This window comes from Marinobacter sp. (assembly GCF_048266785.1).
Taxonomy (GTDB): domain Bacteria; phylum Pseudomonadota; class Gammaproteobacteria; order Pseudomonadales; family Oleiphilaceae; genus Marinobacter.
The window spans coordinates 65,655-78,765 of the sequence record NZ_JBLWYX010000010.1 but is presented as its reverse complement, the minus strand read 5'-3'; the positions used below and the strand labels follow the sequence as shown (position 1 = coordinate 78,765).

Genomic DNA, 13,111 nt, shown 5'->3' with positions numbered 1-13,111 from the left:
TCAGAAAATGAACCCGAGCCCTGCAGCATTATCACCGGCGTTTACAAACCCACGGACGGGCGCGTGCTCCGGAAAGGCATTACTGAAGGCGCTCCTGAATTCATTCGCACCAACCCGGATGTGATTGAAGCCTATTTGGGCAATGTTTTGTTGACTCCGCTACTCGATAAAGTTCGCCTGGCTGGCGATTAATGGCGAGAGCTTGATGTTCCAGTGCTCCATACCACTTTTGCTGTATACATAATGCCCGCTAAGAGATTTAATCTGCGGTATACGATCGGGCTTTATTCCATTGAGGATCAACGAAGCTAATCGGGCACCCGTAATACCTTCCTGATGCGCGGAGATTGTAAACCCGCCCAAAGCTTCCTGCGCCCCGATAGAGATGTCCCAGAATGAAAAGATCGGGATTGGTGAGCTGGTGTACGCCTGATTTATAAGCTCTTTTGGCTGTATATAGTTATCTTCAGTGTCCCGAATTGTATGGTGAGTACCTATAATCACGGCATCGTACTTGGTGTACGCATTTTCTGCAGTGCTTAACCAGGTGTCTTTGTCGTTGGTCAGTACGATATCGATCTGAGAGCCGTAAAGCTCCGATTGGCGCTTGTCCCCAAAGTAGTCATTGACCGCATTGCGCATGGTAATAGAGTCATCCATCAGAATTAAAAAATGTTCCCTCTGGCGGAGAACTTTGCGTAAATGGCGGATGCTTTGTTCGAAAAACGGACGTTCCAAAACCCCGGTAACCAACGGGTGTTCGAGGGCAGGGTGTTGCACGGGAGTGCCGTTCACACCGAAAAAGACAACCGGAATTTCCTGATCAACCAGATGCTGTGCCATCAATGAAAAGGCATTATCATCACCCAGAATGGCAACATCCGGTTTGATTTCAGCCACCGATTTTTGGATGCTTTCTACCTTCTGGGCCCACTCAGATTTCGGCAGGCGCTTGGTGTCCAGAGCCAGAACGTGGATATCATGTTCTGCGCCCAGTACAGATTCGATGGCAACGAGATAGTCAGCATCCCATTTATATTCTTTGTGATAGCTTTCGATAACGACCACGGTCTTGCTGAAACACAACGGGCTTACCAGTAGTAAGGCTAGAATGAGCAGACGCATGTACTGTCCTTATTTTTTTTGAGTATAGAAAGGGCTGATGACCCCCAAAGGCGAATAGCAAAAATCACACCAGCCCTTTATATGCTTGTTAGTTACGACTTTTTGCTTTAGTGATAAATTGGATTGTCCGGAATACAAGACGCTGCTGTTTGCTTTCCCGGACAACCCTGCATAAGTGGCCTGTTTTCCGGACAGTGTGGGGTTTTCGGCCAGCATCCGGTCAGGTCTCTAGCCAGTAAGGAGCGCTTCATGAATTCGCGGGAAAAACTATTAGAGCAACTGGGCATTGCTCATCCGATTGTCCAGGCACCGATGGCGGGCGTATCGACGCCTCAACTGGCTGCGGCCGTTACCAACTCCGGGGCCCTGGGTTCCCTGGGGATTGGCGCGAGCACAGCCGCCCAAGCCCGGGAAATGATTAAGCAAACCCAGGCCCTGACTCCCGGGCCCTTCAATGTGAATGTGTTCTGTCACCAGCCTGCGCGGCGTGATGCAGAGATGGAGGCTGACTGGGTGAAGCATCTGGCGCCTTTGTTCGCTGAAGCGGGAATAGAACCGCCGGACTCGCTCAGTGAAATTTACACATCGTTTGTTGAAGACGACGAAACGCTCCGAGTGCTGCTTGAACTGAAACCTGCGGTTGTCAGTTTTCACTTTGGTATTCCAACGGCTGATCGCATTGCAGCGTTAAAGGGGGTAGGGGTCTATACCATGACGACGGCGACGAGCCCGCGCGAAGCAAAAGAGATTGAAGCCGCGGGTATTGATGCCATCGTAGCTCAGGGAATTGAAGCGGGCGGCCACAGAGGTATTTTCGACCCTGAAGCGGCAGATGAAGGCCTGAGCACTCTGACGCTCGTGCGGCTGTTAGCCCGCCAGACAACCCTGCCAATCATCGCAGCCGGTGGAATAATGGACGGTTTCGGGATGAAAGCGGCGTTGGCATCCGGTGCGGCTGCGGTTCAGCTTGGCACCGCTTTTGTTCTGTGCCCGGAGTCTGCAGCGAACGAAGCATACCGAGCGGCACTGAAAAGCGAGAGAGCATCGGAAACACGATTAACCAAAGTGCTTTCCGGCCGACCGGCTCGGGGCATCGTCAATCGCCTCATTTCGTTCGGTGAAACGAAACAGAGCCCGCCGCCGGCAGATTACCCGATAGCCTACGATGCAACCAAGCGTCTCAATGCGGCGGCCTCCAAGCATGGAAACCACGAGTTTGCTGCGCAATGGGCAGGGCAAGGAGCACCTTTGGCGCGGGAGTTACCGGCGGCAGATTTGATTGCAGTGATTCTGGAGGAGAGTGCTTAAGGTGGAGCGTTCTTAAGGTGGAGAGTGCTTAAGGAGGCTGTTCAAAGTCGCTCCGAAACTCTTCGGCATACCTCCCGGGGTATATGGTGATGCGGCTAACAGATGTTTAGCCTCAATGCATCGACCCATCTGCCATGTGAGCGCCCCATGAAGACAAAAGCCGAGTGGCAAACACTCAGTGAAAACATCACTCTCAGAAATCAGGCTTACATCGGGGGGCGCTTCCAGTCAGCGGTCTCCGGAGAAACCTTTAAAACGATTAACCCTGCAACCGAACGGGTGCTGGCTGAGGTTACTAGCTGTGATCAGGCAGACGCCGATCTGGCGGTAGCTGCGGCTAAAGCGGCATTTGCTTCAGGCAATTGGTCACGCAAGGCACCGGGTGAGCGCAAAAAGGTGCTATTGCGACTGGCAGATTTGATGCAGAAACACCGTGATGAACTGGCGCTGACAGACACGCTCGACATGGGTAAATCGATATCGGAAATGCTCAGCGTTGACCTGCCGGATTCCATTGACTGTTTTCGCTGGACAGCGGAGTCCATCGACAAGGTCTACGGTGAAATTGCACCGACGGGTGGCGATACTCTTGGCTTGATAAGCCATGAGCCAGTAGGCGTTGTTGCGGTGATTACGCCTTGGAACTACCCGTTAATGATGGCTGCATGGAAACTAGCACCGGCACTGGCAGCGGGCAACTCCGTTGTGCTCAAACCCTCGGAGAAGAGCCCTCTCAGCGTTTTGCGGCTGGCCGAGCTGGCGACGGAGGCAGGTCTTCCTGATGGCGTGCTGAATGTTCTTCCAGGGTATGGCCACACCGCAGGCAAAGCTCTTGCTCTGCATCGTGATGTGAACGTACTCGCGTTTACCGGCTCCAGTCGGGTTGGGGGTATGTTGATGGAGTATGCCGGCCAATCGAACCTGAAAAGGGTCTGGCTGGAAGCGGGCGGGAAGTCGCCGATGGTGGTCTTCGAAGACTGCGCGAATATCGAGCGCGCCGCGGAAACAGCCGCCGCTGCGATTTTCTCCAATCAGGGCGAGGTCTGCATTGCCTGCTCCCGCTTATATCTCCACAAGTCGATCAAGGACCGTTTCCTGAAGGCTTTGCTCGCCGCCACTGCAAGTTACAAGGGCGGCGATCCTTTGGATCCGGAAACAAGGATGGGCCCGCTGGTCGACAAGGCACAACTGGACACCGTTTCGCGGTACATCAAATCTGCCATGGATGATGGTGCAAACCTGGTAACCGGCGGAATTCCGGAATACATGGAAGGCCAGGGCTACTACATTGAGCCCACCATTTTTGACGGTGCACGTAATGACATGCGCTTCGTGCAAGAGGAAATCTTTGGGCCGGTTCTGGCAGTGTGCGAGTTTGATGATGAGGACGAAGCAGTGCGGCTTGCCAATGACAACCGTTACGGGCTTGGCGCGTCTGTATGGACAGACAATCTGTCGCGAGCCCATCGCGTTAGCAAACAGATTCAAAGTGGTATGGTCTGGGTAAATGGCTGGGGTGGCGGTGATTCAACCATGCCGTTCGGTGGCGTGAAGGCTTCCGGCAACGGTCGCGATAAATCGCTGCACTCCATCGAGAAGTATACCGACCTTAAAACGGTATGGATCAGCCTCTGATCGGGCGATTTGTACGGAGGGCGGTCAGTGATCGTCCAGGCTGTTCAGGTGCGCGATAAACTGGGTGAATATCTCGGCCTGGGTCGAGGTATTCAGCCGGTTATGGATGTTTTTACGATGGACCTTCACGGTTCCTGCACTGATTTTTAGCAGGTCGGCAATGGCTTGCGACGAATGGCCCCGCAGTATCAGATCGGTTATTTCCCTTTCCCGTTGGGTTAACACACCGCTGGCAAAGGTTTTAAGGGCACGTTTCATCGGGCCGTCAGATCGCCCGTATTGCAAAAATTCCCCCGACTGTGCCAGCCAGAACTGCCGCACAAGCGCACTCAGAATCGGATAGAAATCGTTAAGAGCCTTGAGTTCGTTACGTGAAATGCTATCCAGGCTAGCCTTGCGCCCAAGCGTCAGAGTGCAGGTTACTTTTTCGTCAAGATGGATGATCAGATTGATTTCATCCACCAGCCCGAAATCTTTATAGCAGGTGTTGAAATATTCCGTTTCCTTGAAAGAGTCCGGCATGATATCTACCAGTCGTACAACGCCTGGCGCGATCCCCGATTTGATCGAATGGGATAGCGGATCCAGGACAAAAGCATGGTTGAGGTATTTCCGCAGGGTGCTGCTTTGTTCTTCAGGGCTTGTTGGGTAGATCAGGATTGGGCGCAATGATTTTTTGTAAGTAACCATTATGAAAGTATCGTAAAAACATAGCGTTGAGAGAAACTCTTGAAGTAAAACGGGAAAGCTTCGCAGGCGTTGATGTTCGATCAGAACCGCAATTTTCTTTTGCCAGCTGTCACCGGCATTAATCTGACTGATGCGCTCTTTCATTGGCTACTCATGCCCGGGTTTTTGTAGAGCTTATGCAAAATGCCTGGCCTGGGCCAGGCTGTCTTGCTGCGAACGTAACCAGGCATGGCTCAAAAGAGCTTTCCGGTTTTTACATCTGCGTAGGTCAGATCAAAACATTTACGGGCTTTATCTATTATTTCGTCCACTTGTGCAGGGGTAATCACCAGCGGCGGGGAAAGCACCATCCGATTGCCGCAGGCGCGCATTATCAGGCCATTACGGAAACAGTGGTCCCGGCACACGGTACCAACATCCGTATCCGGCCCAAAGAAGGTTTTTGAATCCCGGTCCTTGACCAGTGCAATCCCTGCGAGCAAGCCAACGCCTTCAATGTGGCCGCACAAAGGGTGGCTTCCAAGACGGTCTCGCAGTTGGGCCTGAAAGTAGGGCCCAATGGTAGTGGCTACGTAGCTCACGACATTCTCTTCGCGAAGCAGACGGATATTTTCCAATGCTACAGCTGCGGCAACCGGGTGGCCGGAATAGGTGAAGCCATGATTGAAGTCGCCACCTTCCTTGATGAGGGTATTCGCAATCCGATCGCCAACGGCAACGGCCGAAATTGGCAGGTAGCCTGACGAAAGTCCCTTGGCCATTGATACGATATCTGGCTGAAAACCGAAAGACTCGCAGCCAAACCAGCTTCCTGTGCGGCCAAAGCCGCAGATGACTTCGTCTGACGCGATCAAAACGTCGTATTTACGACAGATGCGCTGGATTTCGGGCCAGTAATTTTCTGGCGGTACGATAACCCCGCCTGCGCCCTGCACGGGTTCACCTATAAAGGCTGCGACGTTGTCCGGGCCCACCTCGAGAATTTTATCTTCCAGCGCTTTGGCACAGGCAACCCCGAACGCTTCCTCACTCATCGAATCGCCTTCTCCGTACCAGTAAGGCTGTCGGATGCGATGGATATCGGACAGGAGGGGACCACCCTGTTTGTGCATGCCAGCCATACCACCAAGACTGGCGCCTGCTATGGTACTGCCATGGTAGGCATTCTCACGACCGATCAGAATCTTGCGGTATGGCTTGCCTTCCAGCGCCCAGTAATGGCGAACCATGCGAATGATGGTATCAATCGCTTCCGAGCCAGAGCTGGCAAAAAAAATGTGGTTCAGATCCCGTGGCGTGACTTCGGCGATTGCTTGTGCCAGCCGCGTCGCCGGTTCATGGGTGGTCTGAAAAAACGTATTGTAGTAAGGAAGCGTTTGCAGCTGGTGATGGGCTGCGTCGATAAGTTCCTGGCGTCCATAACCGAGGTTTACACACCAGAGGCCAGCCATGCCGTCGATCAGGCGTTCGCCGTCGCTGTCCCAGAGATAAACTCCCTTGGCCCTTTCTATAACCCGGGCACCCTTGATGTTCAGGTTATGGCTGTTAGTGAAAGGATGTAAATGGTGTGCTGCGTCAGCAGCGCGAATAGTGTCAGCGGTCGCTTCTGGATGAGCGATTATTGTATTTAGCATTCTGGCCTCCCTTGGATGTGCGTCTGTAGCACGTTTAAACCATAGGAAAATTCGACCGATGATAGATATACCCCCCCGGGTATAGTTACAGGGCGTTTCCGATCGGATAGCGTATCAGCATCGATAGACACGCCAGCAATCTTACGAGATGTATATGACAGCTAATAAAAAGACTGAGTTCGACTTCTTTATTACCGACCTGAACGGTAATTTACGTGGCAAGCGGATACCCGCCTCTGCAATGAAAAAAGTCATGAAGGAAGGCGTAAAGCTGCCCAGATCCGTTGTCGGTTTTGATTTCTGGGGCGCTGACGTTCTTGATAATGGATTGGTTTTTGAAACCGGGGACAGCGATGGTATTTGCCTGCCGGTGAGCGATAAAGCTGTTTTTGTGCCCTGGGCGGAAAGTCCCCGAGAGCAGGTACTGGCGATGATGCATAACCCGGACGGCGCTGCGTTTGAAGCGGATCCGCGGCAGGTGCTCAAGCGCGTGGTTGATCGCTTCAAGGCGAAGGGGCTTCGCCCGGTAATGGCTACCGAGCTGGAGTTTTACCTGATGGATGGCGAATCGGAGACGACACAGCGACCGATTCCGCCGCTTTTGGCCGATGGAGGTCGGCGTCTGGCCAACACCGAGGGCTATGGCGTAGAGGAAATGGACGGGTTTTCTGCTTTCTTTGCAGATATCCGCCAGGCCTGCGAAATTCAGGGGGTAGAGGCAGATACCATTATTGCGGAGATGGGCCCCGGCCAGTTCGAGATAAATCTCAACCACGTGGACGATCCCTTGTCGGCTGCCGATCAGGCAATCCTGTTCAAACGCCTGGTCCGTGGGGTTTCCCGGGGGCATGGTTATGCCGCAACGTTCATGGCCAAGCCCTATGCTGACCAGAGTGGCAACGGATTTCACGTTCATTTCAGTCTGCTGAACGAAGCGGGTGAAAACGTATTTGATGACGGCACGGAGCAGGGTAGTGCCATGATGAAGCAAGCTGTTGCCGGTATGATGGAAACAATGCCTGACACCATGCTGACCCTCGCGCCGAACCAGAATTCCTATCGTCGGTTCATGCCGGGCGCTCACGCTCCAACGTTTGCGAGCTGGGGCTATGAGAACCGGACGGTTGCACTGCGGATACCCGAAAGCCCAGGTGTCGCTCGAAGGATTGAGCATCGGGTAGCTGGCGCAGACGCTAACCCCTACCTGGTTCTTGCATCGGTGCTTGCGGGTGCTCTTTGTGGCATTGAAAACCAACTTGAGCCCATCGAGCCCGTTGAAGGTGATGCCTACGGCGAGAGTGATGAGTCCCTGGTATTGCCGAACAGATGGGAAGATGCAACGGATGCTTTCGAAAACAGCGAGGTACTGCGTGAGTACCTCGGCGAAGACTTCCAGCGAGTCTACACGGCCGTGAAACGCCAGGAGCAGCGTCTGCTGAACGAGCGCATTACTGACGTAGAATATGAAGCTTACTTGGGGCTGCTATAAGCCTGGAGAACCCGGATGAGTTTAAAAATTGGTATTCTGGCTGCCGGCATTACGCCGGACGACCTGCTTCCTGAATTCGGCTCTTACGCCGATATGTGCAAACGGCTGTTCAGACAAGCAGGTTTTACTTTTGACTATGTCACCTTCGACGTTCGCGACGATGTTTTTCCAGCCTCGGCCAAGGATTGCGATGCCTGGATCGTGACGGGATCAAAAGCCAACGTGTACGAGGATCTCCCCTGGATGCGGCGGCTGAAAGCGCTGATTCTTGAGATCTACGACGCCGATCTACCCACGGTGGGTATCTGTTTCGGTCATCAGATCATTGCGGAGGCTTTTGGTGGTGACGTCAACAAATACCCCGATGGCTGGGGAGTGGGGCTGCACCGTTACGAAATGGTCCCGGGTGCAGAAGGACTTGACGCGGGTATGGGCGGTTTCACCCTCAGTGCAATGCATCAGGATCAGGTTTTGGTAAAACCTGATTCAGCGAAGGTGTTGGCCTCTTCGCCGTTCTGTCCATTCGCAGCACTGCAGTACGATGACCGTATCCTGACCTTTCAGGCACACCCGGAATTTGATGTCACCTTTGAAACCCGTCTTGTTGAATACCTGCGGGGTAAGTCTGTTCCGGAAGGTAAGGCGGATCAGGCATTGGAAGGCCTGACGGTGCCAGCGGCTGCGACGGATTCAATCGCCATTGCACACTGGATGGCGAGCTTTCTGCAGCGCGGGGAATCGACCCAGCACGGTGCTACCGGTGCTGATGTGCAAGAGACATCGAAAAGCTGAGCGTAAGAATAGAGACTGCTTGTACTGAGAGCAGAAATAAAAAAGGGACAGAACTCAGGGTCTGCCCCTTTTTTGTTCCCACAAAGCAGCTCAGGTTACAGCGTATCCCATGATGATAAAGGAAACGAACGCCAGGGCCGCGCCGATCATGGCGTAGGGAAACTGGGTCAGTGCATGTTGCATAGGTGTGCAGCCAGATCCTGTAGACGACAATACAGTCGAGTCACTGAAGAAACAGGCATGGCTTCCAAACGCCGATGCAGAAAGCAGGGCGCCCACCGTCAACGGCATGGACATATCCATGGATTGCGCCATCGGAATCACAATCGGGATGGATACGACGAACACACCCCAGCTTGAACCCGTAGCAAAAACAACCGCAGCCATGGTGACAAAAACGAATGCCGGTAAAAGCTCTTTTGACAGGTACGGTGCCACAGACTCGATAATGTAGGAGGTCATGCCGAGCTGATCATTGATCTCTTTAATCATGAAGCCAGCGGCAACCACCGCAATTGGATGGAGCATCACTTTGAAACCATCCAGCATGGCATCGGTGAGTTGACCGAAGGTCATCAGGCGCTGGATAAAATACAGCACCATGGTGAAGCCGGAAGCAACCAGAGCCCCAAGCAGCAGATCAATGTCGTAGTAGACGCTGGCTGCAATCAGCACCGCCATCGGCAGGATAAAGTTCATCAATCCCACCATCATAGGCGGACGTTGGATGTGCGATGTATCAAAACCGATTGCTTCGACACCCTCTGGAATTGGCTGACCATTTTTGGCGCGCTGCTCTGCAGCCTTCATGGGCCCAAAATCCTTCAGAATGCCGGTTGCAACCAGCATGACAACGATCAGAGCAGCCCAGCCATACGCCATATAAGGAATGGACTCAATGTATAGGGACATGCCCTGGCCATCAGGCACCGCACCATTTTCTTCAAGCAAGGCACCAAAATAAACGGCCCAGGTAGACAGTGGCACAAGAATACAGACAGGTGCGGCCGTGGAATCCACGAGAAATGCCAGTTTTTCGCGGGAAATCCTGAAGCGATCAGTCAGGTTCTTCATAGAGGCGGAAACCGCCAGTGAGTTCAGGTAGTCGTCTATGAAAACAGCCAGACCGAGAAACGAGGTTGTAAGCATCGTCCCGCGCCTGGTTTTGATGCGCTTGGCGAGAAGCTCACCAAAGCTCAGGACACTGCCGCCGCGTTCCAGTATGTTGATTAGCCCGCCCATCATTCCGCAAACCAGAACGATCCAGGCGATGGTCTCATTCTGCACAACGCCCATGGAAATGTCGCCAAGGCTGGTGATGAGGGCGGTAGGTTCAAGCAATAGAAGCCCGGCAATAACACCCGCGAAAAGAGACTCCAGCGGTTTTTTGGTTTTAATCGCTGCGAATATGATCAATAAAGAAGGGAGAAGGCTGACGAAGCCGTAGGATTCTCCATCAGCATACTGCGTGGACAGGTAAGCGAAACCCGCCATGATCGAGCCGTAGAAGAATAATGAGTAGATTGGCCCACGCCTCGGGCTCTCAATGGCTTCTTGTTCCAAAGGCGAAAACGCACCTGCTGTTTCTATGGTGTTCTGAGACATTTTGATACCCGTATTTTGTTGTTTTGGGAAAACGCGGTGTTGGCTTCACCGCAGGCATTTAGGAGTACTTCTTATTGGTTGTGTCAGTGACGTCGCGACTTATTACACGCCAAGCTGGTCGCGTAAGTTGTAATACCATGCCCCCAGAGCGGTCAGTGGAATGCGGAAAAGACGACCACCCGGGAAGTTGTATTGGGGCAAGCCTGCAAATACGTCAAAGCGTTCTGCCTGGCCACGGATGGCATCACTAAGAACTTTCCCGGCAAGGTGGGAGCAGGTCACGCCGTGACCGCTGTAACCCTGAGCATAAAAAATGTTACCGCCGATGCGGCCCAGCTGGGGTAAGCGCATCAAAGTGAGCAGGAAGTTGCCTGTCCATGCGTAATCAATTTTCACGCCTTTCAGTTCCGGGTAGGTCTTGAGCATGTTCGGCATTATCAAGGATTCGATTTTCTCCGGTTCACGCGCGCCATAGGTCACGCCGCCGCCATAGATGAGGCGGCCATCGCCGGACAGTCGGTAATAATCAAGCAGGTAGTTGCAGTCTTCTATGCAGTTGTCTTTCGGCAGTAAACGTTTCTGAACCTCTTCGGACAGTGGCTCAGTAGTAACCACCTGGGTTCCGCAGGGTATTGCCCTGGATTCGAGTTTGGGGATAAGGCCATTAAGGTAAGCGTTGCCCGCTACCACAACGTAATCCGCAGTCACGCTGCCAAATTCCGTTTTTACAACGGCCATTGCGCCTTCCTGAACGTTGATAGCCGGTGAACCTTCGTAAATGGTACCTCCGAGCGATTCGAATGCTGCGGCTTCACCGAGTACCAGGTTCAGAGGGTGAAAATGACCGCCCGTATTGTCCAGCAAAGCACCAGAATAACGATCCGACCCCACGTAGGATTTAAGCTGTTCTTTATCGAGAAGCTCCAGGCCCGTGTGGCCATGGGATTCCCACAGTGCTTTCTTTGCTTCAAGCTCCGAGAGCTGGCGCTTGTTACACGCTGCGAAGATACCGCCTGGCTTCAGGTCGCATTTAATATCGTACTGTTTAACAAATCGGCGAATGATACGGCCGCCCTCAAAGGCCATCTCGCCCATCTCGGCGCCGGCGTGTTTGCCGTAGTGTTTCTCTATGAAATCAACATCACGGCTGTAGCTGTTAACGATCTGCCCGCCATTACGGCCAGATGCGCCAAAGCCTATTCTGCTGCCTTCCAGGACGATAACCTTGTAGCCATTTTCCGCGAGGTGCAGGGCGGTCGACATACCGGTATAACCGGCGCCGATAACGCAAATATCTGCTTTAACATTTTCTTGAAGCGGCGGTCGCATCCGTGTGTCATTAGCGGAAGCTGCATAGTAGGAATTGGGGTGAGGTGGTGTCAGCAAGGTGTCGCTCCCGGAATGGCTTTGAGTTATTGGGCTGTTACGACAACATTACGAGCTCGCTATGAGCGCCTATATACCCCCCAAGGTATATTTTGCAAAAAAAAAGGCGCCCGAAGGCGCCAAAGGTACTTCAGATCGTTTAGTCACTGTTTCCGCTAAGAGCGGAAAAACACGAGTCGAGAATGTCCATACTTTCATCAATCAACGCGTCACTGATCGTCAACGCTGGCAGGAAGCGAATCACGTTGCCGCGGATACCGCAGGACAGAAGAATCACACCCGCTTTGGCGGCCTCTGTAACAACGGCTTTGGTCAGCTCTGGGTCGGGCCGGTTAACATCACCGTCAACCACCAGCTCCATAGCGATCATGGCACCCAGGTTGCGTACGTCTCCGATGCGCTGCGGGAAGCGTGATTGCAGCTGCCTGAGACGCCCGGTGAGCCGCTCGCCAATCTGCAGCGCACGTTCACACAGTTGTTCTTCCTCGATAATATCCAGTACCGCAAGCGCAGCTACGCAGCCGATCGGAGAGCCACCGTAGGTGCCGCCAAGGCCGCCGGGTGCTGGCTGGTCCATAATCTCAGCCTTGCCCACAACGGCTGCGATCGGGAAGCCCCCGGCAATGCCCTTGGCCATGGTCATCAGGTCTGGCTCAACGTTGGCGTATTCGATTGCAAACATCCGGCCGGTGCGAGCAAAGCCGGTCTGGATTTCATCGGCAATCAGCAGGATACCGTGATCATCGCAGCGTTGGCGCAAGGCCTGCAGGAATTCTGCGGGGGCATGGTAGAAACCACCTTCACCCTGAACAGGCTCGATAATAATAGCTGCGACCCGATTCGGCTCGATATCGCACACAAACAGATCATCAAGGGCTTGCAGTGACTCTTCAACCGAGACGCCGTGATAAGCATTGGGGAAGGGCGCATGGTAGATCTCGCCCGGGAACGGGCCGAAACCCACCTTGTAAGGCTTAACCTTGCCCGTTAGTCCCATTGTCAGGTTGGTACGGCCATGAAAACCGCCCTTGAAGGCAATAACGCCGGGGCGCCCGGTGTATGAACGGGCAATTTTCACACAGTTTTCAACCGCTTCTGCGCCGGTGGTTACAAAGATACTTTTCTTTGGCGTGTCTCCTGGTGCGATGGCATTGAGTTTTTCGGCCAGATCGACGGCTGACTCATAAGGCGTGACCATCAGGCAGGTATGGCTGAAGCGCTCTACCTGCGCCTGGACGGCTGCCTGAATGCGCGGGTGGCTGTGGCCGGTGTTGTTGACGGCAATACCCGCACCCAAATCGATAAAACGATTGCCTTCGACATCCCATATTTCAGCATTAAGCGCTTTGTCTACGTATACCGGGTGCAATGCGCCCTGGCCCTGAGCCATGGCTGCGGCGCGACGGTGATGCAGAGATTCATTGGACATGAGTGTGTTCTCCATAAT

At 53.4% G+C, this 13,111-nt stretch carries 11 protein-coding genes; 5 read left to right on the top strand and 6 right to left on the bottom strand.

What is annotated here, in order from left to right; all coding sequences use genetic code 11:
* Positions 1–63: 63 nt before the first annotated feature.
* Positions 64–192 carry a hypothetical protein gene (locus tag ACN0V1_RS14245; protein WP_417545626.1) on the top strand — a complete coding sequence of 43 codons (129 nt, stop codon included), beginning with the start codon at positions 64–66 and terminating at the stop codon, positions 190–192.
* Here ACN0V1_RS14245 and ACN0V1_RS14240 read toward each other — a convergent pair.
* Entirely contained in the window at positions 160–1,125 is a 966-nt protein-coding gene (locus ACN0V1_RS14240; protein WP_417545625.1) for an ABC transporter substrate-binding protein, read from the bottom strand. The two genes, ACN0V1_RS14245 and ACN0V1_RS14240, sit on opposite strands and share 33 nt — an antisense overlap.
* 249 nt (positions 1,126–1,374) lie before the next feature.
* Between ACN0V1_RS14240 and ACN0V1_RS14235 the strand changes: the two genes are divergently transcribed.
* Entirely contained in the window at positions 1,375–2,433 is a 1,059-nt protein-coding gene (locus ACN0V1_RS14235) for an NAD(P)H-dependent flavin oxidoreductase (RefSeq protein WP_417545624.1), read from the top strand.
* A 147-nt stretch (positions 2,434–2,580) separates the two neighbouring features.
* Positions 2,581–4,068, top strand: coding sequence for an aldehyde dehydrogenase (locus tag ACN0V1_RS14230; protein ID WP_417545623.1), 1,488 nt, complete (start codon positions 2,581–2,583; stop codon positions 4,066–4,068).
* Positions 4,069–4,092: 24 nt separating this feature from the next.
* Here ACN0V1_RS14230 and ACN0V1_RS14225 read toward each other — a convergent pair whose 3' ends face one another.
* Positions 4,093–4,902 carry a response regulator transcription factor gene (locus ACN0V1_RS14225; RefSeq protein WP_417545622.1) on the bottom strand — a complete coding sequence of 270 codons (810 nt, stop codon included), beginning with the start codon at positions 4,900–4,902 and terminating at the stop codon, positions 4,093–4,095.
* Positions 4,903–4,991: 89 nt separating this feature from the next.
* The gene (locus ACN0V1_RS14220) at positions 4,992–6,392 is read right to left on the bottom strand and encodes an aspartate aminotransferase family protein (RefSeq protein WP_417545621.1); all 1,401 of its coding nucleotides are present in this window, start codon (positions 6,390–6,392) and stop codon (positions 4,992–4,994) included.
* A 154-nt stretch (positions 6,393–6,546) separates the two neighbouring features.
* On the opposite strand from ACN0V1_RS14220, the gene ACN0V1_RS14215 reads away from it, so the two are divergent.
* Positions 6,547–7,881, top strand: a complete 1,335-nt coding sequence (locus ACN0V1_RS14215) for a glutamine synthetase family protein (RefSeq protein ID WP_417545620.1) — start codon at positions 6,547–6,549, stop codon at positions 7,879–7,881.
* Between the two features lie 15 nt (positions 7,882–7,896).
* Entirely contained in the window at positions 7,897–8,673 is a 777-nt protein-coding gene (locus ACN0V1_RS14210) for a glutamine amidotransferase-related protein (RefSeq protein WP_417545619.1), read from the top strand.
* A gap of 90 nt (positions 8,674–8,763) precedes the next feature.
* On the opposite strand, the gene ACN0V1_RS14205 is transcribed toward ACN0V1_RS14210, so the two are convergent.
* The 3 genes from ACN0V1_RS14205 to gabT all read right to left on the bottom strand — a co-directional run bounded on the left by ACN0V1_RS14205 (position 8,764) and on the right by gabT (position 13,093).
* Entirely contained in the window at positions 8,764–10,278 is a 1,515-nt protein-coding gene (locus ACN0V1_RS14205; protein WP_417545618.1) for a Na+/H+ antiporter NhaC family protein, read from the bottom strand.
* A 102-nt stretch (positions 10,279–10,380) separates the two neighbouring features.
* Complete coding sequence (locus ACN0V1_RS14200; RefSeq protein ID WP_417545617.1) at positions 10,381–11,607, bottom strand: NAD(P)/FAD-dependent oxidoreductase; 1,227 nt, start codon at positions 11,605–11,607, stop codon at positions 10,381–10,383.
* 196 nt (positions 11,608–11,803) lie between these two features.
* Complete coding sequence (gene gabT, locus ACN0V1_RS14195) at positions 11,804–13,093, bottom strand: 4-aminobutyrate--2-oxoglutarate transaminase (protein WP_417545616.1); 1,290 nt, start codon at positions 13,091–13,093, stop codon at positions 11,804–11,806.
* Positions 13,094–13,111 lie beyond the last annotated feature (18 nt).

What these genes read in the sequence shown, in the direction of transcription:
- ACN0V1_RS14240 (WP_417545625.1), bottom strand. Translation starts at nt 1,125, where the DNA reads ATGCGTCTGCTCATTCTAGCCTTACTACTGGTAAGCCCGTTGTGTTTC.
- ACN0V1_RS14230 (WP_417545623.1), top strand. Translation starts at nt 2,581, where the DNA reads ATGAAGACAAAAGCCGAGTGGCAAACACTCAGTGAAAACATCACTCTC.
- ACN0V1_RS14225 (WP_417545622.1), bottom strand. Translation starts at nt 4,902, where the DNA reads ATGAAAGAGCGCATCAGTCAGATTAATGCCGGTGACAGCTGGCAAAAG.
- ACN0V1_RS14210 (WP_417545619.1), top strand. Translation starts at nt 7,897, where the DNA reads ATGAGTTTAAAAATTGGTATTCTGGCTGCCGGCATTACGCCGGACGAC.
- ACN0V1_RS14200 (WP_417545617.1), bottom strand. Translation starts at nt 11,607, where the DNA reads ATGCGACCGCCGCTTCAAGAAAATGTTAAAGCAGATATTTGCGTTATC.
- ACN0V1_RS14215 (WP_417545620.1), top strand. Translation starts at nt 6,547, where the DNA reads ATGACAGCTAATAAAAAGACTGAGTTCGACTTCTTTATTACCGACCTG.
- ACN0V1_RS14235 (WP_417545624.1), top strand. Translation starts at nt 1,375, where the DNA reads ATGAATTCGCGGGAAAAACTATTAGAGCAACTGGGCATTGCTCATCCG.
- ACN0V1_RS14220 (WP_417545621.1), bottom strand. Translation starts at nt 6,392, where the DNA reads ATGCTAAATACAATAATCGCTCATCCAGAAGCGACCGCTGACACTATT.
- ACN0V1_RS14205 (WP_417545618.1), bottom strand. Translation starts at nt 10,278, where the DNA reads ATGTCTCAGAACACCATAGAAACAGCAGGTGCGTTTTCGCCTTTGGAA.
- gabT (WP_417545616.1), bottom strand. Translation starts at nt 13,093, where the DNA reads ATGTCCAATGAATCTCTGCATCACCGTCGCGCCGCAGCCATGGCTCAG.